The 24576-nt window shown below is 60.9% G+C and carries 21 protein-coding genes, 4 tRNA genes and 1 pseudogene; 15 read left to right on the forward strand and 11 right to left on the reverse strand.

The window, feature by feature from the left end; translation table 11 throughout:
- Positions 1-14: 14 nt before the first annotated feature.
- The 5 genes from ACZ89E_RS00315 to ACZ89E_RS00335 all read left to right on the forward strand — a co-directional run bounded on the left by ACZ89E_RS00315 (position 15) and on the right by ACZ89E_RS00335 (position 4357).
- Positions 15-458, forward strand: a complete 444-nt coding sequence (locus ACZ89E_RS00315) for a hotdog fold thioesterase (protein ID WP_476254617.1) — start codon at positions 15-17, stop codon at positions 456-458.
- 185 nt (positions 459-643) lie between these two features.
- On the forward strand, positions 644-1450 hold the full coding sequence (locus tag ACZ89E_RS00320; RefSeq protein ID WP_149659956.1) for an alpha/beta fold hydrolase: 807 nt from the start codon (positions 644-646) through the stop codon (positions 1448-1450).
- Complete coding sequence (locus tag ACZ89E_RS00325) at positions 1447-2301, forward strand: alpha/beta hydrolase (protein ID WP_149659957.1); 855 nt, start codon at positions 1447-1449, stop codon at positions 2299-2301. Before ACZ89E_RS00320 ends, ACZ89E_RS00325 begins: the two co-directional genes overlap by 4 nt.
- 115 nt (positions 2302-2416) lie before the next feature.
- Positions 2417-3235, forward strand: coding sequence for a DUF4892 domain-containing protein (locus ACZ89E_RS00330; RefSeq protein ID WP_149659958.1), 819 nt, complete (start codon positions 2417-2419; stop codon positions 3233-3235).
- Between the two features lie 69 nt (positions 3236-3304).
- Complete coding sequence (locus tag ACZ89E_RS00335; RefSeq protein ID WP_149659959.1) at positions 3305-4357, forward strand: AI-2E family transporter; 1053 nt, start codon at positions 3305-3307, stop codon at positions 4355-4357.
- 302 nt (positions 4358-4659) lie between these two features.
- Here ACZ89E_RS00335 and xopAW read toward each other — a convergent pair whose 3' ends face one another.
- The 3 genes from xopAW to ACZ89E_RS00350 all read right to left on the reverse strand — a co-directional run bounded on the left by xopAW (position 4660) and on the right by ACZ89E_RS00350 (position 7234).
- Positions 4660-5295 (reverse strand): XopAW family type III secretion system calcium-binding effector, encoded by a 636-nt coding sequence (gene xopAW / locus ACZ89E_RS00340; RefSeq protein WP_476254618.1) that lies wholly within the window; start codon positions 5293-5295, stop codon positions 4660-4662.
- Between the two features lie 131 nt (positions 5296-5426).
- Complete coding sequence (locus tag ACZ89E_RS00345; RefSeq protein ID WP_149659961.1) at positions 5427-6476, reverse strand: sensor histidine kinase; 1050 nt, start codon at positions 6474-6476, stop codon at positions 5427-5429.
- The gene (locus ACZ89E_RS00350; RefSeq protein ID WP_133840472.1) at positions 6476-7234 is read right to left on the reverse strand and encodes a response regulator; all 759 of its coding nucleotides are present in this window, start codon (positions 7232-7234) and stop codon (positions 6476-6478) included. Before ACZ89E_RS00350 ends, ACZ89E_RS00345 begins: the two co-directional genes overlap by 1 nt.
- A gap of 293 nt (positions 7235-7527) precedes the next feature.
- On the opposite strand from ACZ89E_RS00350, the gene pyrF reads away from it, so the two are divergent.
- A complete protein-coding gene (gene pyrF / locus ACZ89E_RS00355) occupies positions 7528-8226 on the forward strand; it encodes an orotidine-5'-phosphate decarboxylase (RefSeq protein ID WP_166656078.1) in 699 nt (232 codons plus the stop codon).
- A gap of 78 nt (positions 8227-8304) precedes the next feature.
- Here pyrF and ACZ89E_RS00360 read toward each other — a convergent pair whose 3' ends face one another.
- On the reverse strand, positions 8305-9309 hold the full coding sequence (locus ACZ89E_RS00360; protein WP_149659962.1) for an NADP-dependent oxidoreductase: 1005 nt from the start codon (positions 9307-9309) through the stop codon (positions 8305-8307).
- A 236-nt stretch (positions 9310-9545) separates the two neighbouring features.
- Here ACZ89E_RS00360 and ACZ89E_RS00365 point away from each other — a divergent pair, with 236 nt between their 5' ends.
- The 4 genes and pseudogenes from ACZ89E_RS00365 to ACZ89E_RS00380 all read left to right on the forward strand — a co-directional run bounded on the left by ACZ89E_RS00365 (position 9546) and on the right by ACZ89E_RS00380 (position 13972).
- Positions 9546-10307: an SDR family oxidoreductase gene (locus tag ACZ89E_RS00365; RefSeq protein ID WP_123407028.1), complete on the forward strand. Its 762-nt coding sequence runs from the start codon at positions 9546-9548 to the stop codon at positions 10305-10307.
- A gap of 185 nt (positions 10308-10492) precedes the next feature.
- On the forward strand, positions 10493-11896 hold the full coding sequence (locus ACZ89E_RS00370; RefSeq protein WP_476254619.1) for an aminotransferase-like domain-containing protein: 1404 nt from the start codon (positions 10493-10495) through the stop codon (positions 11894-11896).
- A gap of 990 nt (positions 11897-12886) precedes the next feature.
- A pseudogene (locus tag ACZ89E_RS00375) lies at positions 12887-13063 on the forward strand (HAMP domain-containing protein); the annotation flags it as partial.
- A 204-nt stretch (positions 13064-13267) separates the two neighbouring features.
- Positions 13268-13972, forward strand: a complete 705-nt coding sequence (locus tag ACZ89E_RS00380) for a methyl-accepting chemotaxis protein (protein WP_372242353.1) — start codon at positions 13268-13270, stop codon at positions 13970-13972.
- A 694-nt stretch (positions 13973-14666) separates the two neighbouring features.
- Here the strand turns inward: ACZ89E_RS00380 and ACZ89E_RS00385 are convergent.
- Positions 14667-15425 carry a hypothetical protein gene (locus tag ACZ89E_RS00385; protein ID WP_476254620.1) on the reverse strand — a complete coding sequence of 253 codons (759 nt, stop codon included), beginning with the start codon at positions 15423-15425 and terminating at the stop codon, positions 14667-14669.
- Positions 15426-15818: 393 nt separating this feature from the next.
- Between ACZ89E_RS00385 and ACZ89E_RS00390 the strand changes: the two genes are divergently transcribed.
- The 4 genes from ACZ89E_RS00390 to ACZ89E_RS00405 all read left to right on the forward strand — a co-directional run bounded on the left by ACZ89E_RS00390 (position 15819) and on the right by ACZ89E_RS00405 (position 16233).
- A tRNA-Glu gene (locus ACZ89E_RS00390) sits at positions 15819-15894 on the forward strand.
- A 3-nt stretch (positions 15895-15897) separates the two neighbouring features.
- Positions 15898-15973: transfer RNA gene (locus tag ACZ89E_RS00395), tRNA-Gly, on the forward strand.
- Positions 15974-16078: 105 nt separating this feature from the next.
- Positions 16079-16154 (forward strand) — tRNA-Glu (locus ACZ89E_RS00400).
- Between the two features lie 3 nt (positions 16155-16157).
- Positions 16158-16233: transfer RNA gene (locus ACZ89E_RS00405), tRNA-Gly, on the forward strand.
- Between the two features lie 106 nt (positions 16234-16339).
- Here ACZ89E_RS00405 and ACZ89E_RS00410 read toward each other — a convergent pair.
- From ACZ89E_RS00410 to ACZ89E_RS00425, 4 genes are all read right to left on the reverse strand, one after another.
- Positions 16340-18088: a dipeptidase gene (locus tag ACZ89E_RS00410; protein WP_476254621.1), complete on the reverse strand. Its 1749-nt coding sequence runs from the start codon at positions 18086-18088 to the stop codon at positions 16340-16342.
- Between the two features lie 196 nt (positions 18089-18284).
- Positions 18285-18923, reverse strand: coding sequence for a LysE family translocator (locus ACZ89E_RS00415; protein ID WP_463258184.1), 639 nt, complete (start codon positions 18921-18923; stop codon positions 18285-18287).
- 1 nt (position 18924) lies between these two features.
- Entirely contained in the window at positions 18925-19695 is a 771-nt protein-coding gene (locus ACZ89E_RS00420) for a 2OG-Fe(II) oxygenase (RefSeq protein ID WP_149659968.1), read from the reverse strand.
- A gap of 92 nt (positions 19696-19787) precedes the next feature.
- Positions 19788-20414, reverse strand: coding sequence for an alanyl-tRNA editing protein (locus tag ACZ89E_RS00425; protein ID WP_149659969.1), 627 nt, complete (start codon positions 20412-20414; stop codon positions 19788-19790).
- Between the two features lie 90 nt (positions 20415-20504).
- Here ACZ89E_RS00425 and ACZ89E_RS00430 point away from each other — a divergent pair, with 90 nt between their 5' ends.
- Entirely contained in the window at positions 20505-21503 is a 999-nt protein-coding gene (locus ACZ89E_RS00430; protein WP_476254622.1) for a LysR family transcriptional regulator, read from the forward strand.
- A gap of 148 nt (positions 21504-21651) precedes the next feature.
- Here ACZ89E_RS00430 and ACZ89E_RS00435 read toward each other — a convergent pair whose 3' ends face one another.
- Both ACZ89E_RS00435 and ACZ89E_RS00440 read right to left on the reverse strand, forming a co-directional pair.
- Positions 21652-22059 (reverse strand): PA2817 family protein, encoded by a 408-nt coding sequence (locus tag ACZ89E_RS00435; protein ID WP_149659972.1) that lies wholly within the window; start codon positions 22057-22059, stop codon positions 21652-21654.
- 65 nt (positions 22060-22124) lie between these two features.
- A complete protein-coding gene (locus ACZ89E_RS00440; RefSeq protein WP_463258182.1) occupies positions 22125-24572 on the reverse strand; it encodes an acyl-CoA dehydrogenase in 2448 nt (815 codons plus the stop codon).
- Between the last annotated feature and the right edge of the window lie 4 nt (positions 24573-24576).

A 24576-nucleotide genomic window follows, 5' to 3' on the forward strand; every position in this document is an offset into this window, starting at 1 on the left:
AAAGGAAGTCAGCGATGAGTCTGTGGCGTACCGCTCCCAACATTGAACAATTGAACGCGATCCAGAAAAACACCATCGGCGAAGTGCTGGATATTCGCTTCGAAGCCTTCGACGACGAGTCCCTGACCGCCAGCATGGTCATCGACCATCGCACTCATCAGCCTTACGGGTTGCTGCACGGCGGCGCCTCGGTGGTGCTGGCCGAAACCGTAGGCTCGATGGCCAGTTACCTGTGCATCGATGCCAGCAAGTTCTATTGCGTGGGCCTGGAAATCAACGCCAACCACTTGCGCGGCTTGCGCAGCGGGCGGGTGACGGCGGTGGCCAAGGCGATCCATATCGGCCGCACCACCCATGTGTGGGATATCCGTTTGACCAGTGATGAGGGCAAGGCCAGTTGTGTGTCGCGGTTGACCATGGCGGTGGTGCCGTTGGGGGAGAATCCTCCTTCCCGTTAAACGACGTTCTATCGGCCGAGCAATACCTGTGGCGAGGGAGCAAGCTCTCTCGCCACAGGGGGGCAATGCCGGATTGACCATAGCCATGGCCAGACTGTCATCATTCCTGTCAGTTACGGTCATTGCTGTAGTCCACTGTCTTACGGACAATCAACCCCACGTTTCTCGCCCATGGATTGACCGGTATGTCGCAGCAGATCTTTTTCGCCCACGCCAATGGCTTTCCTTCGGGGACCTACGGCAAGTTGTTCGCGGCGTTGGCACCTGAATATCAGGTGACGCATCTGGAGCAGCACGCCCATGACCCGCGTTTCCCGGCCGATGACAACTGGCGCAACCTGGTGGACGAGTTGATCCATCACCTGAAGCGACAGCCGGAACCGGTCTGGGGCGTCGGCCATTCCTTCGGCGGTGTGCTGCACTTGCACGCGGCGCTGCGTTGCCCCGAGTTGTATCGCGGGGTGGTGATGCTCGATTCGCCGGTGCTGACCCGCGCCGATCAATGGGTGATCCTCGCTGCCAAGCGTTTCGGTTTCATTGATCGCCTGACGCCCGCCGGGCGCACCCTGGGCCGGCGTGAAGAGTTCGCCGACCTGGACAGCGCCCGCCGCTATTTCGCCGGCAAAACCCTGTTTCGCGGTTTCGACCCGGAATGCTTCGACGCCTACCTGCAACACGGTTTGCACAAAGTCGGCGACAAGCTGCGCCTGCGCTTCGACCCCGCCACGGAAATCAGCATCTACCGCGGCGTACCCCACACCAGCCCCGGCCGCGCCCGGCAGTTGAAAGTGCCGCTGGCGGTGGTGCGCGGCAATAACAGCCGCGTGGTCATGCGCCATCACGCCAGCTCCGTCGGGCGTATGCCGTTCGGCGAGTCCTTGACCATGCCTGGCGGCCACATGTTTCCCCTCGAACGTCCCCAGGACACCGCCACGTTGCTGAAGAACCTGTTCAGCCGCTGGGAAGGTCGCCGCCAGCAGGATTGCGCATGAGCAGCGTCGTCGAAGAAGTGCGTCTGAGCCTGCCGCACATCGAGTTGGCGGCGCACTTGTCGGGGCCCGAGGATGGCTTGCCGGTGATCGCCTTGCACGGCTGGCTGGACAACGCCAACAGCTTTGCCCGGTTGGCACCCAGGCTCAAAGGCTTGCGGATTATTGCCCTGGACATGGCCGGCCACGGTCACTCCGGGCATCGGCCGATAGGCGCTGGCTACGCGATGTGGGATTACGCCCACGATGTACTGCAAGTCGCCGAACAGCTTGGACTCAAGAAATTTGCGCTGCTGGGCCACTCCATGGGCGCGATCGCTTCGTTGATCGTCGCCGGGTCGATGCCGGAGCGTGTCACCCATCTGGCCCTGATCGATGGCGTCATTCCTCCTACAGACAAAGGCGAAAACGCTGCCGAACGCATGGGCATGGCCCTGCAAGCGCAACTGGATCTGCGGGAGAAGCGCAAACCGGTCTACACCACCCTTGATCGCGCTGTCGAAGCCCGGATGAAAGGCCTGGTGGCGGTCAGTCGCGAAGCCGCCGAACTGCTGGCGCAACGGGGCCTGATGCCGGTGCCGGGCGGCTACACCTGGCGTACCGACAGCCGCCTGACGCTACCGTCGCCGCTGCGCCTGACCCAGGAACAGGCGATGGCCTTCGTGCAGCGCATCACTTGTCCTACGCGGCTGGTGGTGGCGGCCGACGGCATGCTCGCCAAACATCCGGAGTTGCTGGAGCGTCTACCCTTTAGCCGAGAACAGCTGCCAGGTGGCCATCATTTGCACCTGAATGACGAGCCTGGCGCCGATCTTGTCGCAGACTGTTTCAATCGGTTCTTCGCCGTTCCTTGACTTGCGACGGGCAACTGCCGAGGCTGGGCGGGTTGAAAAGGGAGACAACCATGATCGATCTCTACACCGCAGCGACCCCGAATGGCCTCGCGGTCGCCCAGGCCATGCTTATCCAATGAGCCTGCCTAAGCGTTCACTCAGCCTGTTGGCATTGTGTTGTTTCAGTCCGATGTTATTTGCAGCCGATGTTCCGGGCAGCCAGGACCTGCCGATCGTGCCGCGCCTGGCCGATGCGCAGATCGTCGACTATCGCCCGCCGATGGAGCTTGAGCGGATCTATCCGCTGGGCTCGATTCGCAAGATCAGCGGTCAGTTGCGCTTCGATGGTCAGGTCAGCGCCCGAGGGCAAACCACTTCGGTAACTTACGAATTGCCGCCGGAGCATGCCTCCACCGAAGCCTTTACCGTCGCCCGCGAAGCCTTGCAGAAGCAGGGCGCGGAACTGCTGTTCTGGTGCCAGGCCCGGGATTGCGGCGAAAGCAGCCTGTGGGCCAATGAAGTCTTTGGCAACTCCAAGCTCTATGGCGCGGACGAGCAACAGGCGTATCTGCTGTTGCGGCTGGCGGCCCCCAAGGACAATTCGCTGGTGGCGCTCTACAGCATCACCCGGGGCAATCGCAAAGCGTACCTGCACGTCGAACAGTTTGAATCGGCGGCGCCGCTGGGGGATTTGTTGCCCACCTCTGCAACGTTGCTGCGCCAGCTCAAAAGCACCGGCGAGCTCGACTTCCCGAAACTGAATGCCGATCCCGATGACACCTGGCTGCGCTTGATTTCCCGTGGCCTGAACCTCGACACCACGTTGCGGGTCAGTGTTTCCGGGGCCAAGGCCGAAGCCTGGCGCCAGGCGCTGATCGCCCAGGGCGTGCGGGCGGCGCGCATGGAAACCGGCAGTGTCGATGGCTCTGGCCTGCACGTCGAACTGTTGCGATAAGCTGCATCAGGCGAACGTGATCCTCACGTTCGCCTACTCTTTGGCTGTCTGACTTTTTTCGAGATTTCGATGATCAATAACGATCGGCTATTGGTGCAGATTCTGCTCCTGGTGCTGTTTGGCGCGAGCTTCTGGGTGATGGCGCCGTTCTGGTCGGCTCTGTTCTGGGGCGCGGTGCTGGCGTTTGCCAGTTGGCCGCTGATGCGCTTGCTGACCCGTTGGCTCAACGGGCGAGAATCCCTGGCGGCGGCCTTGCTGACCCTGGGCTGGATGTTGCTGGTGGCGGTGCCATTGGTGTGGCTGGGTTTCAACCTGGCGGATCACGTGCGCGATGCCACGGTGTTCATCAAGGATGTGCAGGTCGATGGCCTGCCGGAAGCACCGGTCTGGCTGGGCAGCATTCCCTTGGTCGGTGAGCGGCTGGTGGGAATCTGGAACAGCATTGACGAGCAGGGCGCAGCGATGATGCTGGCGATCAAGCCTTATCTCGGGCAGGTCGGCAACTGGTTGCTGGCGCGCAGTGCGCAGATCGGCGGCGGCATTCTCGAACTGACGTTGAGCATTGTCTTTGTGTTCTTTTTCTACCGGGACGGGCCGCGATTGGCGGCGTTTGTCCATAGCTTGCTGTCACGCCTGATCGGTGACCGCGCCGGGTATTACATCGAACTTGTCGCCGGCACTGTGCAAAGAGTGGTCAATGGCGTGATCGGCACAGCGGCAGCCCAGGCAGTCCTGGCGTTGATCGGCTTCCTGATTGCCGGGGTGCCCGGGGCGCTGGTGCTGGGGATCGTGACGTTCATGTTGAGCCTGATTCCGATGGGCCCACCACTGATCTGGATCCCGGCCACGGCGTGGCTGGCGTGGAAGGGTGAATACGGGATGGCGGTGTTCCTCGGCATCTGGGGCACGTTCATCATCAGCGGCGTGGACAACGTACTGAAACCGTACCTGATCAGCCGCGGCGGGAACCTGCCGTTGGTGATCGTGCTGCTGGGGGTGTTTGGCGGGTTGATTGCGTTCGGGTTTATCGGGTTGTTCATCGGGCCGACATTGTTGGCGGTGGCGTACAGCCTGTTGACTGACTGGAGCAAAAGCCAGGCGCGCGTCGAAGACCGACGCTGATTTTGTGTCTGTGATGGCCTCTTCGCGGGCAAGTCGGATCGCCGCACCGCTCGCTCCTACAGGTCCGCGTCGTTCGAACATCGCGACCTGACGCAAACCCTGGAGCTGCCGAAGGCTGCGATCTTTTGATCTTCAAAGCCCACTGAACCTGTGAAGGTCAGTGGGTTTTTTTGTGGCTGTGATGGCCTCTTCGCGGGCAAGCCTTGCTCCTACAGGTCCGCGTCGCTCGAACATCGCGACCTGACGCAAACCCTGTAGGAGAGAGCGGTGCTGCGATCCGACTTGCCCGCGAAGCTTTTGGGTCAGGTCGAGAGGTTCAAGTACTTACCGGTGCTCGCCACGTTATCGAGCGAATATTGCTTGGTCAGGTTGGCGATCATTTTGTTGATGGCTTCGCTGACGTTCGAATGGACGGTGGCGCTGTCGCTGTTTTGCTCGCGACCCGCCTGCAGGGCCGCTTTGAGTTCGTCGCTGCTGACGGTGCCGTCCTCGTTTTTGTCCAGGGCCGTGAAGATTTCCTTGCTGTCGGCCGTGCTGCCGGCGGCGCTCAGGCCGTTGCTCAGTTCATCGGTGCTGAGGTTGCCGTCGCCGTCGGCGTCCAGGGCGCCCAGCAACGCGTCGGCCAGGTCGGTATTCGGTGCCTGGCCCTGAGGCGGTGCGGGTGGGGCCATCGCGGCCATTTCCTCGCTGCTCAGGCTGCCGTTGTCATCGCTGTCGAGGTCGGTGAAGTGCTTGCTCAGGTCCGCCAACAGGCGATTGTCGGGTTTATCCGCCTGGGCGGTTTTCAGCTCGTCCTGGCTCACAGAGCCATCGCCATTGCTGTCGAGCTTGGTGAACAGCTCTTTCTGGAATTGCGCACGGCGGGCGGCGTTGGCCGTCGTGCTGCTGGTGCTCGTGCTGGTATAGCTCGTGTAGTTGCTGCTGACGCTACCGATCATTGGGCTCACTCCTTTGGACGGAAAACCGGTGAGTGCACCGGCTTATGCAGCTCTCAAGGGGCAAGTTGTCGTGGGTATGTGGCGTTTGTACCGATTGGTACACAGAGGGTTTCAGCGACCGACCGATCTTTTCAAACGCGCGGCAGGTTAATGACCGCCGTGAGACCACCACCAGGCGTCTCTTCCAGGCTCAACCGCCCACCCAGGCGCTCCGCAGCCTCCCGGGCAATGGTCATGCCCAGGCCAACCCCGCCGGAGTTACGGTTGCGCGAACCCTCCAGCCGGAAGAACGGTTCGAACACCGCTTCACGCTTGTCCGCCGCAATCCCCGGCCCGTGATCGATCACCCGGATCACCAGATGTCCTCGGCTGTCTTCCAGGGTAATCAGGGCTTCCCCGGCATAACGCAGGGCATTGTCGATCAGGTTGTTGATGCACGAGCGCAAGGCCATCGGCTGCACTTGCAGCGGCGCGCAATGCCCGCTGGCCTGGACGTTGGCGCCCTGGTCCTGGGCGTTTTCACTCAGGGATTCCACCAGCGCCTGCACGTCCATCCATTGCGGGGCTTCACTGGTGCGATGTTCGTGCAGGTAGGTGAGCGTGGCGTCGAGCATGTGAATCATGTCGTCCAGATCCTGACGCATCTGGCCTTGCAGTTTGTGGTCGTCGATCTGCTCCAGGCGCAGCTTGAGGCGCGACAGTGGCGTGCGCAGGTCGTGGGACACTGCGCCGAGCATCCGCGAGCGCTGCTGCACTTGTTCGATAATCCGGCGCTGCATCTTATTGAACGTATGGGCCGCTTGCCGCGCTTCCCGTGGCCCGGACTCGTCCAGCGGCGGGCTGTCGAGGTTTTCGCTCAAGCGCTCGGCAGCATCGCTCAGGCGCTGGATCGGCCGGCTCAGCAGTTTGGCGCCGTACCAGGCGGCGATGATCAGCGAGACAAACTGAAAGGTCAGCGGCACCAACGGCCCGCCGAACCATGGTCGCGGCGGTCGATTGGCGAAGCGCGGGTCCATCGGCGGACGCCGCCCGTCAAAGTCCTCGGAAAACCCTGGCGGCGGTGGCGGGGGAGGCGGGCCGTAATGGTGAAACCAGAAAAACGCCAACAGGTGCGCCAGGATGATCGCGATCAGCAGCACGCCAAACAGGCGGCCGAACAGCGTATCGAAGCGCGCCCGCATCAGCCGATGTCCCGGGCGTCGAACAGGTAACCCTCACCGCGCACGGTTTTGATCAACTGCGGGTTTTTCGGATCGTCCCCGAGTTTCTGGCGCAGGCGCGATACCAGCAGGTCGATGCTGCGATCAAAGGCTTCGATCGAGCGACCCCGGGCGGCATCCAGCAACTGTTCACGGCTGAGCACCCGGCGCGGACGTTCGATAAACACCCAAAGCAGGCGGAATTCCGCATTGGACAGCGGCACCACCAGCCCATCGGCGGCGATCAACTGGCGCAACACACTGTTCAGGCGCCAGTTGTCGAAGCGAATGTTCGCCCGCTGTTCGGTGCGATCGTCGCGCACCCGCCGCAGAATTGTCTGAATCCGCGCCACCAGTTCCCGTGGCTCGAACGGCTTGGCCATGTAGTCGTCGGCGCCCAATTCCAGGCCGATGATCCGGTCGGTGGGTTCGCAGCGCGCGGTGAGCATCAGGATCGGGATGTCCGACTCGGCGCGCAGCCAGCGGCACAGGGACAAACCGTCTTCGCCGGGCAGCATCAGGTCGAGCACCACCACGTCGAAATGTTCCGCCTGCAGCGCCAGGCGCATCGCGGCGCCATCGGTGACGCCGCTGGCGTGGATATTGAACCGGGCCAGGTAGTCGATCATCAGTTCGCGGATCGGGACGTCATCGTCGACGATCAGGGCGCGAATGCTCCAGCGTTTGTCATCGCCGGGCGCTTTTTGATCGTCGTTCACAGGGGCTTGAGTGCTGTGCATGCGTGGGTTCATCTGCCAGGTAGGCTGCCAACCACAAAGATGGGCTGCGAGGTTGTGGCTTCAGCATAGGCGTCCGGCCCGAAGGCGGGAAGTGCTGTAAGGGCGTGTTGCGGCTGCCGAGGGTAGCGTCGACCTTTGTTGGGGGCGTGTCTTGTGTGTATCGGGCTCGACACAATTGCCGCGCAGGCTAGGCTTGCTGGAGGTTGCGGGACGATTTACCGATCATCGGGTCCCGCAGCGGCGCTGGTTCCGCTACAATGCGCGCCGATTTCGTCCTGCCTGAGAGCCCGCACATGTCCGTCTGCCAGACTCCTATCATCGTCGCCCTGGATTTCCCCACCCGTGACGCCGCACTGAAGCTGGCCGACCAGTTGGACCCGAAACTGTGCCGGGTCAAAGTCGGCAAGGAACTGTTCACCAGTTGCGCCGCGGAAATCGTCGGCACCCTGCGTGACAAGGGTTTCGAAGTGTTCCTGGACCTCAAGTTCCACGACATTCCGAACACCACCGCCATGGCCGTCAAGGCTGCGGCGGAAATGGGCGTGTGGATGGTCAACGTGCACTGTTCCGGTGGCCTGCGCATGATGGCGGCGTGCCGTGAAGTGCTCGACCAGCGCACCGGCCCCAAGCCGTTATTGATTGGCGTGACCGTGCTGACCAGCATGGAACGTGAAGATCTGGCGGGCATTGGTCTGGACATCGAGCCCCAGGAGCAAGTGCTGCGCCTGGCCGCATTGGCGGAAAAAGCCGGGATGGACGGCCTGGTGTGTTCGGCCCTTGAAGCCCAGGCCTTGAAAACGGCGCACCCGTCGCTGCAACTGGTAACCCCGGGCATTCGTCCGGCGGGCAGCGCCCAGGACGATCAACGCCGCATCCTGACCCCGCGTCAGGCGCTGGACGCCGGTTCCGACTATCTGGTGATCGGCCGTCCGATCAGCCAGGCGGCGGATCCGGCCAAGGCGTTGGCGGCTGTGGTAGCCGAAATCGCCTAATACGAACGCAGGCGCCTACAGGGAAATGCGATCCCCCTGTAGGCGCTGCCGAAGGCTGCGATCTGTTGATCTACCGCGTTAAACCTTCAACACCAACTTCCCGAAATTCTCGCCGCTGAACAATTTCATCAGCGTCTCCGGGAACGTCTCCAGTCCTTCGACGATATCTTCGCGACTCTGCAACTGCCCCTTGGCCATCCAGCCGGCCATTTCCTGCCCGGCAGCGGCGAATTGCGCGGCGTAGTCCATCACCACAAAGCCTTCCATCCGCGCGCGATTGACCAGCAGCGACAGGTAGTTGGCCGGGCCTTTGACCGCTTCCTTGTTGTTGTACTGGCTGATCGCGCCGCAGATCACCACCCGCGCCTTCAGGGCCAGGCGACTCAACACCGCGTCGAGGATATCGCCGCCGACGTTATCGAAATACACGTCCACGCCTTTCGGGCATTCGCGCTTGAGCCCGGCCAGCACGTCTTCGTTTTTGTAGTCGATGACGCCATCGAAGCCCAGTTCATCGATCAGGAATTTGCACTTGTCCACGCCGCCGGCGATGCCGATCACGCGGCAGCCTTTGATCTTGGCAATCTGCCCGGCAATGCTGCCCACCGCGCCAGCCGCGCCGGACAACACCACGGTGTCACCGGCCTTCGGTGCGCCCACGTCGAGCAGGGCGAAGTAAGCGGTCATCCCGGTCATGCCCAGTGCGGACAAGTAGCGCGGCAGTGGCGCCAGTTTTGGATCGACCTTGTAGAAACCTCGTGGCTCGCCGACGAAATAATCCTGCACCCCCAGGGCACCGTTGACGTAGTCCCCGACCGCGAATCCCGGATTGTTCGATGCGACGACTTTGCCTACGCCCAAAGCGCGCATGACTTCACCGAGGCCGACCGGCGGGATGTAGGACTTGCCCTCGTTCATCCAGCCACGCATGGCCGGATCCAGGGACAGGAATTCGTTCTTGACCAGGATCTGACCCGCCGCCGGTTCGCCGACCGGTACTTCTTGATAGGTGAACGTTTCGCGGGTCGCCGGACCCACCGGGCGTTTGGCGAGCAGAAATTGGCGATTGGTCTGGGTAGTCATGACAGGCACTCAAGCTGAATGGAAGCTTTGTTGATAGACCCTCAGGGCAGATGCCGCAAGGTTGGCTGATGCGGCGAATGCACGCCGATCCAGTGCAGTGATAGTGAGTCGGGCGCCTCTATCACTGTGACGCATGGGCACTTAACCGGCCTTCTGATAGTGCTGCCGTGCGCAAGGTGCCGTGGCTAGACTGCAAACACGCGATCCCCCGCATCCTTCTCTTCGAGGACATAACAATGAGCATGACGTTTTCCGGCCAGGTGGCTGTTGTGACCGGTGCAGCCAATGGCATTGGCCGCGCCACCGCCCAGGCCTTTGCGGCCGAAGGCTTGAAGGTGGTGGTCGCCGATCTGGACACGGCGGGGGGCGAGGGCACCGTGGCGCTGATTCGTACAGCGGGGGGCGAAGCGACTTTCGTGCGTTGCAACGTCACCGTCGAGAGCGAGGTAAAACATCTGATGGACGAGGTGATCAATACCTACGGCCGTCTCGACTATGCCTTCAACAACGCCGGCATCGAAATCGAAAAAGGCAAACTGCCCGACGGCACGATGGATGAGTTCGACGCGATCATGGGCGTCAACGTCAAAGGCGTCTGGCTGTGCATGAAGTATCAGTTGCCGCTGCTGTTGGCCCAGGGCGGCGGTGCGATCGTCAACACCGCGTCGGTGGCCGGTCTTGGCGCGGCACCGAAGATGAGCATCTACGCCGCCTCCAAGCACGCGGTGATCGGCCTGACCAAATCCGCCGCCATCGAATACGCGAAGAAAAAGATCCGCGTGAATGCGGTGTGCCCGGCGGTGATCGACACCGACATGTTCCGTCGTGCCTATGAGGCCGACCCGAAGAAGGCTGAGTTCGCCAATGCGATGCACCCGGTCGGTCGCATCGGCAAGGTCGAGGAAATCGCCAGCGCGGTGTTGTACCTGTGCAGTGACGGTGCAGCCTTCACTACCGGGCATTCCCTGGCGGTGGATGGCGGGGTCACCGCCTTTTGAAATCCGGAACGTCCTTGTAGGAAAAGACCCGCACGTTTGCGGGGTTTTTTTAGGGTTCCGTGACCGCGCCGGGGAATGTGTTTCAAATGGTTAGAACCGCCGGTTTTGTCGGCGTTGTCGCACAGCCTGGCGTGCGCTCCTGTGATTAACTGCGCGCAGCAAAATGGACAGGAGTTTGCTTGCTCATGGAATTGAGAATTGACCGACAGGCAATGGTGCCGGTCGTACAGCAAATCGTCGACGCAATGGTGAGCTGGATCCGTCAAGGCGAAGTGCCGCCCGAGACGCGCTTGCCTTCCGTGCGGCACATCGCGAGGCTCAATCTACTCAGTCAGTCCAGTGTCGTTGAAGCCTGTGAACGCCTGGTGGCCCAGGGGGTTCTGGCATCACGTCCCGGTTCAGGGTTCTTTGTCGCCGCGTCGGCACCGGTGGTGTCCGATGCGCGTGATCTACCCCGGTTCGAAGGCGCGGAGTCGATGCACATGGGGCTCGCCGAGAACCCGTCGGGTGAATTGATGCTGGGGTGTGGCGGTTTGCCCGAAAGCTGGCGCGAGACGGACGACCTCAGCTACGCGATCCGCCAGGTGGCCCGCACCGACATGGCCGGCCTGTTCAACTACAGCACGCCGCTGGGCTTGCTCGCCTTGCGCCAGCAGATCCTCAAACGCCTCAAAGCACTCAATATCGAGGCGCACGAAAGTCGCGTCCTGACCACGACCGGCGCCAGTCAGGGGCTGGACCTGATCGTGCGCACGCTGCTAAAGCCAGGCGATTGCGTGGTGGTGGAAAGCCCCGGGTTTTCTCAGCTGTTCGATCTGCTCAGGTTGCACGGGCTGCGCATGCTTGAGGTGCCACGTACCGCGCAAGGTCCCGACACGCAGGTGCTGGAGCATTTGTTGATCCAGCACCGCCCGCGTGCGCTGTTTATCAACAGCTACCACCACAACCCCACGGGAAGCTGCGTGACACCGGAGGTGGCGCAGCAGGTCCTGCACCTGAGCAAGGTTTATGATGTGCTGGTGATCGAAGACGACGTGTATGCCGATATGCACAAGGGGCCCGGCACGCGCCTCGCCGCGCTGGATGACGAGGGCCGGGTGATTTACGTCGGCAGTTTCTCGAAAACCCTCAGCAGCTCATTGCGTGTGGGGTTTGTGGTGGCCAGCGCCGGGCTCATTGCACGGCTGGCCGAGGTCAAGATGATCAGCAGCATGGGCGGATCACGGTTCTGCGAGTCGGTGCTGGCCAGTCTGTTGGCCACCGGCGCCTATCGCAAGCTGGTACAGCGCCAGCGTCAGCGCCTGAGCGTGGACAGGACGGCAGCATTGCAGCTGCTTGAAGACGCCGAATGGGAGGTGTTCGGCAAGCCTTGCGGTGGCTTGTTCATCTGGGCGCGATCGCCAATGTGCGACTACGCTCAGCTGCGGGCACAGGCACGACGTTTTGGCGTGCTGCTGTCTTCCCCGACGGCCTTCAGCCCGACCGGTGCGGCCCATGACTGGCAGCGGATCAATGTGGCATATGCCTGCGATCCACGAGCCCGGCGGTTTTTCCAGGCCACCGCTTCGGATCGACCTAAAGCGTTCTGAAAACGACGTGGGCGTAGCTTTTTGCCATTATTCCGACGCCAGAGACTTGTGCTGGCACAGGCCCGTTGCGAATCTCCATCTACAGACTATGGCAGGGGACTACGAGCAATGATTTCGGCCGTGCAAGGACGTTTTGCCAACCTCGGTATGGCAAAGAAACTGGGCATCGGGTTTGTCCTGGTGCTGTTGTTGACTGCCTTGGTGGCAGCCATTGGCGTATGGTCCCTGCAAACCATCAGTCATCGCTTCGACGGGCTCAAGCAAATGTCGTCGCTCAACAGCGGCTTGCTCAAAGTGCGTTTGCTGGAGCAGGAATACGCCTTGCATGGCAACCCGAAAACCGCCGATGCCCTGCGCCAGGGGGTTGATGGGCTGATTGCCCTGTCAACTCAGTTGAAGGCGCAATCGGCGGCCAACGTGCCGGTCATGAACGATGTCGAGCAGTCGCTTGGCGCCTACCGCAAGGCCTTTGACGAATTTGTCTCGCTGACCCAGGCCAAGGACCTGGCCCTGGAAATGGCCAGTTGGTCGGTGTCCAGCGTGGCCAATAACCTCGACGTGCTGCAAGCCGGCCTCGCCGACGACGGCGCCTATGGCTTGAAAGAGTCCGAGGGCAAGGACGGCGCACAATTCATCGAACAGGCCAATCAGGTCAGCCAGGTCTCGCGGTTGATGTTGCAGGCCATGAACGAGGCCCGCGTGCGCCTCGACCAGAGTCGCAAGGGTGACGACGACAGCGCCGGCAAGGGCAAGATCGAGCAGGCCGATCAGGCTCTGACCCAGGCCGAACAGCTGAAAACCACGGTCAAGGATGAGGGCTACCAGACCGTCCTCAATGAAGTGACCGGCCATATCGCCAGTTTCAGCGAGAAGCTCGCCGAATACACCGGGCTGCTGGCCCAGGAAAAAACCGTCTACGAACAACTGCACCAGCGGGCCGGCCAAGTGGTGGAGCGTGTGGACCAGGCCTATGGGGCCGAAGACGGGGCGATGCAGGCCGAACTGAAAAAGAATTCGCTGTTGATCATTGGCTCTTCGGCGCTGGCGTTGTTGGTCGGGTTGATCGCGGCGTGGGTGATTACTCGGTTGATCGTGGCGCCGTTGCGCAGTGTGATCCGTGTGGCCCAGCAGATTGCGGCGGGTGATTTGAGTGCGACGGTGGAAGTGACCCGTCGTGATGAAATCGGCCAGTTGATGCTGGCGATGCAACAGATGGGTGCAGGTCTGAGCAGTATTGTCAGTGGTTTGCAGGCGGGCATCGAGCAGTTGGCCAGTTCCGCGCAGTCGCTGTCGGCGGTGACTGAGCAGACCAACCTGGAAGTCAGCAGCCAGAAGGAAGAAACCGAGCAAGTCGCCACGGCGATGAATCAGATGACCGCCACGGTGCATGACGTGGCGCGCAATGCCGAAGAGGCCGCTACGGCGGCGCAGACGGCGGACGACAAGGTCGAGAGCGGGCAACAGGTGGTGCGCCAGAGCATGGCGCGGATCGAGCAGTTGGCGGATTCGGCGACTTCGGCCAGTTCCAGCATCGAGAGCTTGAGTGCGGAGATCCAGAACATTGGCACGGTGCTTAGCGTGATCAAAAGCGTGGCTGAGCAGACTAATTTGTTGGCGCTCAACGCAGCTATCGAAGCGGCGCGGGCGGGTGAGCAGGGCAGGGGGTTTGCGGTGGTGGCTGATGAGGTGCGGGCGTTGGCCAAGCGGACTCAGCAATCGACTGAGGAGATTGAGCGGCTGGTCAGTGCCTTGCGCTCGGCGGCGCAGTCGTCGGTGCAGCAGATTCAGAACAGTGGTGAGTTGGTGAAGCTGGCGGTGAGTGATGCGTTGCAGACTGAGAGTGCGCTGGGGAGTATTGCGGCGGCGGTGTCGTTGATTCAGCAGATGAATCAGCAGATTGCGGCGGCGGCTGAGGAGCAGAGTTCGGTGGCTGAGGAGATTAATCGCAGTGTGACGAGTATTCGGGCCAGTGCGGATCAGTCTTCGTTGGCGATGCAGGGGAATGCGGCTTCCAGTATTGAGTTGGCGCAGTTGGGGATCGAGCTCAAGGGGATGGTTGGGCACTTTCGGCTTTGACTTGGCGACCTTTGGGTCGACCAGGTTCTTGGTGGTTGTTGTGTACATATCCATTTCTGCGGTAACGGCCACTTATGGTTTCGCCCTTACGGCGAGTCCCTTTTGGCAAACGCCCCAAAAGGAACCAAAAGGTCTCGCCCCAGCGTCCGGCCCCTCGCTGAGGCTCGGCGTTCCCTCGCTCCGGTCCTGCTCCGTGGGCCCGCCGCCATCGGCCATCCATGGCCGGGGGCGGCTAGCCCGGCATCCATGCCGGGCTGCCCACTACGCAGAACCTCCACTCGGCCTCCCGAAGGGGCGGGTAGAGCAAGATCAAAAGCAGGCGAGCTAACGCTCGGCCTAATGAGTGGTGAAAAGCGGGCGGTGTACACCGCTCTGCTTCTGCTTTTTGTAGGAGCAAGGCTTGCCCGCGAAGACGGCCTGACAGCCGACCCATTACCGTCGGATGTACCAAGCCCTGTAGGAGCGAGGCTTGCCCGCGAAGGCGGCCTGACAGCCGACCCATTACCATCGGATGTACCAAGCCCTGTAGGAGCAAGGCTTGCCCGCGAAGGCGGCCTGACAGCCACCCCATTACCATCGGATGTACCAATCCCCGTAGACGCCGCCGAAGGCTGCGATCTTTGGATCTTCCCCCCACCAAATCCAAAGCAAAAAAAAGCCACCTCCTGGTGGCTTTCTTCCCTGACTGGTTCGATCAGTCGTAAATCGCTTTCTTTTTCCAGTCGGCATCAGCCTCGACGTCTTTCAACCCTTCGGTCAATTGGTTGACTTCGCCTTCAGCCGGGGCGGTCTGGTCCATGACTTGGGCGTTGGCGCGGGCCAGGAGTTTTTCCAGGTATTCGAGTTGTTCGGCGTAGAGCTGCGGTTCCTGTTGCTTGCGCAGGTATTGCACGCCGCGTTCGAATGCCAGGCGGGCCTGGCCAGGCTGGTTTTGTTGCAGGGAGTGCTGGCCGAGGTTGTTGAAGAACTCGATGTGCAGCAGGACCAGGATGTGGCGGACTTCGCGGATCCAGCGCTTGGCTTCGTTGGTCGGCAGGAAGCCGTCCTGTGCGGCGCGGGTGATCTGGCCGTGCAAGGCTTCGAGCAAGAAGCGCACATCCTTGGCCTTGGCTTCGGTCTGGATCGGTGCCAGCGGGTTGTTGACCGGGATCGATTCGCCCTGGGCGACCAGGGTGTTCAGTTCGGCGATGCGAGCCTTGGCCGTGGCATTGGTTTTATCAAGGTGCAGCAGGCGCTGGCAGACGTTCAGCTCCAGGCGAGTCAACAACAGCTTGAGCGCGGGTGTCATCAACTGGCCGGGGAAGGTCTCGGTGATTTCGCCGCAGCGACGCAGGCGGTCGTTGAGTTCGACCTTGGTACGGGCCTTTTCCAGCTTATTGTTTTCCACCACATGGTTCATGTAGCCAATGGCGATCAATAGTGCGATCCCGGCTACGACTAGCAGGGTGATCATGAGTGGTGTCACCGGTAAGACCTCTTTATAGGGTTCGCGTGCGAGTGTAGTGGCTTGGCGTGGGAGCGCATAGGGCCGCTCGACGAGTTGAATCGGCCACGACTCTACTTATATCGGCAGTCATCCTGCTTATATAAGTAATAGCGTGCGCAGTGCACATTGCCATCATTCGTTGAGTGGGTGGACTATAGCGCCTTGGCGGGTGCCAGAATATAGGCGTCAAACGGCGGGCGACGGAAAACCCCGATTCGCCTCCAAAAGCACGGCGAAGTCATTGATTTAAATAAATTTATATCAGGGGGTTGACGACCCATCAATCCATCCATAGAATGCGCGCCACTTACAGCGTAAAGCACACAGCGAAACGCGGTAGGGAGTGAATGTTGTACGTGTGTCCCCTTCGTCTAGTGGCCTAGGACACCGCCCTTTCACGGCGGTAACAGGGGTTCGAGTCCCCTAGGGGACGCCATATGCGGGAATAGCTCAGTTGGTAGAGCACGACCTTGCCAAGGTCGGGGTCGCGAGTTCGAGTCTCGTTTCCCGCTCCAATTTTAAACAGCGTTGCTTTCGGGCAGGGCTGAGTGAAACCAGAACCGACATCTTCGGATGCGGATTTGGGCACTGGAATACACACCATGTGTTTCAGTTAGCGTGTCCCCTTCGTCTAGTGGCCTAGGACACCGCCCTTTCACGGCGGTAACAGGGGTTCGAGTCCCCTAGGGGACGCCATTTGCGGGAATAGCTCAGTTGGTAGAGCACGACCTTGCCAAGGTCGGGGTCGCGAGTTCGAGTCTCGTTTCCCGCTCCATATTCAACAAAAACGCCGCTCAGCAATGAGCGGCGTTTTTGTTTGTGCGTTTTTTGCTGAAAGCTCCAGAAGTCGGACCCGCCACAGCAGCGGGTCCAAAAGTGCATCAGAGCTTCGGCAACTGCCCGACGCGGCCCATCATCTCGGTCACGATCTGCAGGTCCAGCAGGAACTGGTCGACAGTCTTGAACTCGTTGTCGGTGTGGCCGGTGTACTTGACCTCGGGTCGGGCCAGGCCGAATTGCACGCCATTGGGCAGTTCATGGACCGAAGTGGCGCCGGCAGAGGAGCCGAACTTGTGTTCCATGCCCAGGTTTTCCGTGGACACCGCCAACAACGCCTTGACCCATTCACCCTCAGGATTGCGGTACATCGGCTCGGCGATCGAGTAGTCGAAGGTCGCCGCTACGTGGGTTTTCTTGCTCCAGGCACCAATCTTTTCAGCAATTTTTGCCTTGAGCGCTTCCGGGGACTCGCCCTTCGGTACACGCAGGTTGACGGCGAGCTTGAAGGTTTTGTCATCCATTCCGACAAAGGTCAGGGACGTGGTCAGCGGACCCATGAAGGCATCGGAGAAGCCAACGCCCAATTTGCCACCCAGGTAATCCAGGCCCCAGTTGTCGGCGGCATAGCGGGCGGCGTCGGTGATGTGGTTGTGCTTGAGCGCGACTTTGCCATCCAGGCTATGGATGAAGTCGAGCATCCTGGCCACCGGGTTCACACCGGATTCGGGCTCGGAGGAGTGGGCAGAAACGCCGGTGACCGTCAGCTTGACGTTCTTGCCGTCGACCTTGGCGTTCACTTCGAAGTTGCCGCCGTTGCCGCTGTTGCGCTTGGCATAATCAGCCCCGGCCTTCTGCAGGCTGGCGGCCAGTTCGGCGGGTTTGTCAGTGACCAGGGTCGCAACGGAAGCCGATGGAATCTGGTTAGTGGCCATGCCGCCGGTCATCGAGATGATTTCGGCGCCTTTACCTTCGCCCTTGCGTACGGCGAACTTGGCCATGACGGTGCCGTAGCCTTTCTCGGCAATCACCACCGGGTAGCCGCCATCCAGCGCCAGGTTGTAGTTGGGCGTCGGGTTGTGTTCGAAGTAATAAGGAATGGCGTCGCCGGTGGTTTCTTCGGTGGTGTCCACTAGCAGCTTGAAATTCCTGGCCAGCGGCAGCTTTTCTTCCTTGATGACCTTCATCGCGTACATCGCCACCACGATGCCGTTCTTGTCATCCTCGGTACCCCGGCCATACATGCGGTCGCCGATCAGGGTGACTTTGAACGGATCGAGTTTGGTGCCGTCCTTCAGGACCCAGTTCTCCGGCGTCACGGGCACCACGTCGGCATGGGCGTGAATGCCCACGACTTCATCGCCGCTGCCTTCGAGGGAGATTTCATAGACGCGATTATCGATGTTGCGGAAATTCAGGTTGAAGGCCTGGGCCAGGCTCTTGATCTTGTCGGCGATCTTGATGAATTCAGGATTGTCGTGCTGGGCGACGCCTTCAACCTGGAAGGTCGGAATTGCCACCAGTTCACGCAGGGTCTCGGTGGCCGCGCTGCCGTATTTCACCCGCGCATAAATCCCCAGCAGGCGAGTGATCTCGTTTTGCTGTTCGGCAGAAAGGGTTTTGTTGTCGAGGAAGGCGCTGATGGCCGGGCCGAGGTTGGCGGTCTTCGCCAGGTCGCTCTTGGCCACGCCACCCAGGAACTGCCTGAAATCCGTGACCGAAGTTTCACTGAAAGACTTGAGAAGGGTCGCGCTCTGTTGCGGGGTGATGTTGGCCTGGGCCAGTGTGGTGAACGACGAAAGGCTCGCCAGAATCAGGGTGGTCGCGGCCAGTTGCTTGAGAGAAAAATCCATTGCTGGGGGCATTCCTTCGCAGGTTGTGAGTGGGAAATATCTGATCGAATAATCAGAAAGGTTTCCAAACTAACACCGCGAGGGAGTGACAGGGGAGCCCCTGAAGTGGGAACTGTCGCACAGAACGGCAAAAGCGACGCAGAAATGCAAAAGGCCCGCCAGTCTGACTGAGCGGGCCTTTTGCAGGGGCGCGGGGTTACATCGACAGGATCAGGCGCCCGGCGAACAGGATCAGAATCACCCCCATGGTGCGTTCGAACCAGTGCCCCATGCGCATGAACAGCAGCCGAATCCGGGCACTGGAAAAGAACAACGCGACGATCACAAACCACAGCGCGTTGACGAAGCACATCCACACGCCATACAGCGCCTGGATCTGTAGCGGTGTCGTGGCGCTGATGATGGTGGTGAAGATCGCCAGGAAAAACAGCGTGGCTTTCGGGTTGGTCGCGTTAGTCAGGAAACCGGTGGTAAACGCCTTCAACAAGGTCTGTTCCACCATCGGCTCGTCCGCGACTTTGTCGCCTTCCAGGGCGGTCTTGGGTTTGCTGCGCAGCAGGCTGACGCCGAGGTACAGAATGTAGGCACCGCCCACGACCTTGGCCACCGTCAGCAGCCATGGCGTGGTGTGCATCAACGCGCCGACGCCGAGCAAGGTGTAAAGCACGTGCACGGAAATGCCCGCGCCGATGCCCAGCGCGGTACAGATGCCCACCAGTCGACCGAAGCGTACGCTCTGGCGAATGGTCACGGCGAAGTCCGGTCCGGGTGCGACTACGGCCAGAAAGTGGATGGTCGCCAGCGCCAGAAACTCGCCCAGGTAATTGGAAAGCATTTCAACTCCAGAAAGTCAGGGGTGAAGCATTGCCGCGATAACCGACAAAGAACGAAAGGCTCAAGCGCGGATCGGCCACGCCCGGGGTCACCGAGTGCATGCAGCGCGAATTGAACATGATGAAATCCCCCGGATCAGGGCGAATTTCCAGGGTCGGAGGGCCAAGCAGGGCCGGGTCGATGCCGTAGCTGTCGCCACGCATTTCGTCGAACCGGTCGGGGGAAATGTCGTGGTCCCACATCTGCAACGCGCCGCCCTCGGCGGGCATGTTCAGGTAGACATTGCAGGCGAACTGCGCCTCCAGGCTGCGGGCCTGAAAACTGTCCGGGGCGTCCTTGGCAAAAATGTCGTGATGGGCGAGAAAGCACACGCCGGGTTTCACCACCCGGGACAGGCCCACATACATTTTGCGTCCGTAAAGATTCTCCAGATGTGCACCCGCCGGCCAGGACTCGTCGAGCATGCAGCGCAGGGTGTCGACCGGGGACGAGTAGGGCGCACAGCGATTGCGCAGTTCCTCGATGTTGCTGGTGGCGCGTTCGAAATAGTCTTCGATCAGCAGCGGCTGGTTTTCCGCTTCGTAAAACGCCATGCCGATGCGACCGATGCTCGGCGCGTTGATGTAACCCTCAAAGCCCGGCGCAAGGATCTTGTCGCCAATCTGCACCGCCAGCGGTTGAGGCAAGAAGCCTTTGACGCGAATGGCGAGGACTTCTTCGTTGGCCAGTTTTTTTATGCACGTCTCATCGAGACGCTCGACGTCAAGCATCATGGTTTAGGTCCATCTATCGATTAGTCAACGGAGCCTGCGAATGCACGCTCCCCCGGCGTCAGGCGATGAAGGTGCCGACATCGCCAACAAGCTCAATCCACGTGGTAGTGGACCGAAAGCGTGCCCTTTTTCAGTGAAAGGGAGTCGATCGTGACCGTGCCTAAATCCTTCAGGCTACGTACATGGGTGCCGCCACAGCCGTAGGCCGGCAGTTCGCCGAAGCCGATTTCCCGGGCGCCTTCGCGCAGCGAGGTCAGGCGCGGCAGGTCATCGGCGATCCACTGCGCGATACCGTCCTGAAGGGGCTGGGCCTCGATCTCTTCAGCCGAATCCGCCGGTTTGAACTGCACACGGCCTTCGCCCGGCCAATGGTGGGCCTTGATCGGCATCCAGCCCAGGACCTGAACAAAGTGGCCGATCAGGTGTCCGGCAGAGTGCATGCGGGTATTGAATTGGCGGCGTTGTTCATCGACCCGGATCTGTGTCATGCCGGGTTGTACCGGGTGGTCGACGTAATGGACGATCCGGTCTGGATCCTGGACGACCCGCAGTACCTGGCTTTCACCGATCCAGCCGGTATCACAAGGCTGTCCACCGCCCTGGGGGTGGAACAGTGTGGCGCGCAAAACGACCGCGAATTCATGCTCGTGGGGCGTGCAATCCAGGACTTCCACATTGGCCTTGAGGTCATCACTATGGAAAAAGAGGCGAAGCGTCATATTCCATGCCCTTATTAAAGTTTCTATTTTTATTATATGAAGCGTGGAATTGCGTGATAATCCGTTCAATCATCAAAGGACTGTTGCGCTGTGAGCATAAATCTACCGCTGCCGCTTTTGGGTGAGATGGCGATTTTCGTCAAGGTTGTCGAGACCGGCAGCTTTTCCGAAGCGGCACGTCAGCTGGGTTCATCGCCCTCGGCGGTCAGCCGCAGCATCTCGCGCCTGGAAAAAGCCCTGGCCACCCGCTTGCTGCAACGCACCACGCGCAAGCTGCGCCTGAGCGATGGTGGCGAAGAGGTGTTCAAGCGTTGCCAGGAGATGGTCAGCGCGGCCAAGTCGGTGATGGAAATCAGCGGCCAGTTCACCCACGAGGCCGAAGGACTGGTGCGGGTCAGCGTGCCCAAGGCCGTGGGCCGATTTGTGATTCACCCGCATATGCCGGAATTTCTGCGGCGTTATCCCAAATTGGATGTGGAGTTGCTGCTCGAAGACCGGCAGGTGGATTTGATCGATGACAACGTCGACCTGGCGATCCGCATTACCAATTGCCCGCCCGCAGGACTGGTCGGGCGACAGTTGCTGACCATCGACCACTTGCTCTGCGCAACCCCGCAATACCTGGCCGAACACGGAACGCCGGCCCATCCCCACGACTTGCTCAATCACAGTTGCATCTACCTGGGCGAAACCCCGAGCGATGCACGCTGGAAATTCAAGAAAGGCAGCAAAGCCGTGACTGTCGGCGTGCGCGGGCGTTACGCGGCCAATCACACTGGCGTGCGACTGGGCGCGGTGTTGCAGCACATCGGGATTGGCAGCTTGCCGTACTTCACCGCCCGGTATGCGCTGGAGCAGGGGTTGATCGTGCAGGTGTTGCCGGACTGGACGTTTCTGGCGTCCTACCATGGCGGTGCGTGGTTGCTGCATTCACCGACGCGCTACTTGCCGCCCAAGCTGCGGGTGTTTATCGATTATCTGGTGGAGTGTCTGGAGAAGGAGCCAACCTTGAGCAAGCCGGGTAAACCGGGTGCCTTGAACACGGTCGCGGCGGAGTATGAGTTGCCGGAGAGTGATGGGTTGCTTTGACGGGCCTCTTCGCGGGCAAGCCTCGCTTCTACAGGAGAACGCGGTCCCGTGCAGGAGCGAGGCTTGCCCGCGAAGGCGTCCTCACAAATGCCACAAAAAAAGGCCCGCATGAATCACCATGCGGGCCTTTTGCGTTCCTGATCCGGGATCAGTGCTTGCTGTCGTCCTGCGACATCGCCAGCAGCTGCTTTTCCTGGTTCCAGTCGAACGGTTCGTCGTTCTGTTCCGCTTCGAAACGACGTTCTTCCAGCGCCTGATACAACTCGATTTCATCATCAGGCATGTAGTGCAGGCAGTCGCCGGCGAAGTACCACAGCAGGTCGCGCGGCACCAAGTGGGCGATTTGCGGGTAGCGGGTGATGACCTGGCAAAGAATGTCCTGGCCCAGGTACTGGCTTTCGATCGGATCGACCGGCAGCAACGCACGCAATTCGTCGAAGCGCTCCAGGAACAAGGCATGGCTTTCTTCGGGAACCTGTTCGGCCTCACCTACGGCGACCAGGATGCTGCGCAAGTGGTCCAGCAAGACGAGATGATCGGCAACGACATTGGACACGAGATAAGTCCTCAAGAGCAAAACGGGCGCGGGAGTATAAAGCTCCCACGCCTGTTTTTACAGGATCAGCGGACCTTTCCGTCGGCCAGCGCCAGTTCATCCTTGTCGAAATCATCGACATCGATCACCTTGCGTCGCGCCACTTCGGCGTCACGCAGGGACTGCGCCTCGCCCGGTTGCAAAACCCCGGCTTCCAGTGCCGCATCGATGGCGTGCTCCCCGGCAGCCGGTTTGACCTGGCCACTCTTGAGCGCCACGTGCAGTTTTTTCTGCAACGGTTGCGCCGCGCTCAACAGGTTGCAGGCGTGTTGCAGGGCACCGACGGCGTCATCGGCGGATTGCGGACGGTAGCAACCGCCGAGCAACTCTTCGAGGGTCGGATCACCCTTGGCCCGGCCGATAACCGCTGCCACTTCGGCGCCAAGTTTGTCCGATGGTCCTTTGTGCCGACGACCGAACGGGAACACGATCACCCGCAGCAGGCAACCCAACACCTTGTTCGGGAAGTTGCTCAGCAGTTCATCCAATGCGCGCTCGGACTGGCCCAGGCTTTCTTCCATGGCCCAGATAAACAGCGGCGCCATATGGTCTGGCGAATCGAGGTCGTGATAACGCTTGAGTGCAGCGGAGGCGAGATACATGTTGCTGAGCACATCCCCCAGGCGTGCCGACAGGCGTTCGCGACGTTTCAGTTCGCCACCGAGCAGCATCATGCTCAAGTCAGCGAGCATGGCGAAGGCGGCGGCCTGACGGTTGAGGGCGCGGAAGTAACCTTGGCTAAGGGAGTTGCCCGGCGCCCGTTCGAAATGACCGAAACCGAGGTTCAGCACCAGGGTGCTGGCGGCGTTGCTCACCGCAAAACCGATGTGTTTGAGCAGCAGGCCATCGAACTCGGTAAGCGCTTGATCCTTGTCTTCACGGCCGGCGAGGGCCATTTCTTTGAGGACGAACGGATGGCAGCGAATCGCGCCCTGGCCGAAGATCATCAGGTTGCGCGAAAGGATGTTCGCGCCTTCTACGGTGATGAAGATCGGCGCGCCATTCCAGCTGCGACCCAGGTAGTTGTTCGGCCCCATGATGATCGCCTTGCCGCCATGCACATCCATGGCGTGGCTGATGCACTCGCGGCCGCGTTCGGTCAGGTGATACTTGAGAATCGCCGACAGCACCGACGGCTTCTCGCCCAGGTCCACCGCGTTGGCGGTGAGCATGCGCGCGGCGTCCATCATCCAGGCGTTACCGCCGATACGGGCCATGGCTTCCTGAATGCCTTCGAAGGCAGACAGCGGCACATTGAATTGCTCACGCACCTGGGCATATTGGCCGGTCACCAGGCTGGTGAACTTCGCCGCGCCCGTGCCCACCGCCGGCAGGGAAATCGAACGCCCCACCGACAGGCAGTTCATCAGCATCATCCAGCCTTTGCCGAGCATTTCCTGGCCACCGATGAGGAAGTCCAAGGGAATGAACACATCCTTGCCCGAGTTCGGGCCGTTCATGAACGCGGCGCCGAGGGGCAGGTGACGGCGGCCGATTTCAACGCCGGCGGTGTCAGTCGGAATCAGCGCCAGGCTGATGCCCAGGTCTTCCTTGTCACCTAGCAGATGATCCGGGTCGTAGGCCTTGAACGCGAGGCCGAGCAGGGTGGCCACCGGGCCGAGCGTGATGTAGCGCTTTTCCCAGTTCAGGCGCAGGCCCAGGGTTTCCTGGCCTTCCCATTCGCCTTTGCAGATTACCCCGGTGTCGGGCATCGCTCCGGCGTCGGAGCCGGCCAGCGGACCGGTCAAGGCGAAACACGGAATGTCATCGCCGCGAGCCAGTCGCGGCAGGTAATGGTTGCGCTGTTCGTCGGTGCCGTAATGCAGCAGCAGTTCGGCAGGGCCGAGGGAGTTGGGCACCATCACGGTGGAGGCGAGGTCGCCGCTGCGGGTCGCCAGTTTCATCGCCACCTGGGAGTGGGCGTAGGCGGAGAAGCCTTTGCCACCGAATTCCTTGGGAATGATCAGCGCAAAGAAGCCGTTTTCCTTGATATGGGCCCAGGCTTCCGGCGGCAGGTCCATGTCCTGGCCGATCTGCCAGTCGCTGACCATGGCGCAGAGTTCTTCGGTCGGGCCATCGATAAAGGCCTGTTCCTCTTCGCTCAGTTGCGCTTTGGGATAGGACAGCAATTTGTCCCAGTCCGGACGGCCGCTGAACAGCTCACCGTCCCACCAGACCGTGCCGGCATCGATGGCGTCGCGCTCGGTTTGCGACATCGGCGGCAGGGTTTTCTGGAACCAGCTGAACAGCGGCGCGCTGAAGTATTTGCGGCGCAGGTCAGGCAGCAATAGCGGTGCCGCAACGGCGGCGATCAGCACCCAGAGCACCAGCAGCAGCCAGCCCGGTGCATGGCTGAAGGCGCCCATCGCAACGACATAGACCGCAACGATGCACAAGGCCGGCAGCGGGGAGATGCGGCGGTGGGCCAAATAGGCGATGCCGACGATCAGAACCAGTATCCACAACAACAGCATATTT

The sequence above is a fragment of the Pseudomonas sp. TE3899 genome, assembly GCF_056279105.1.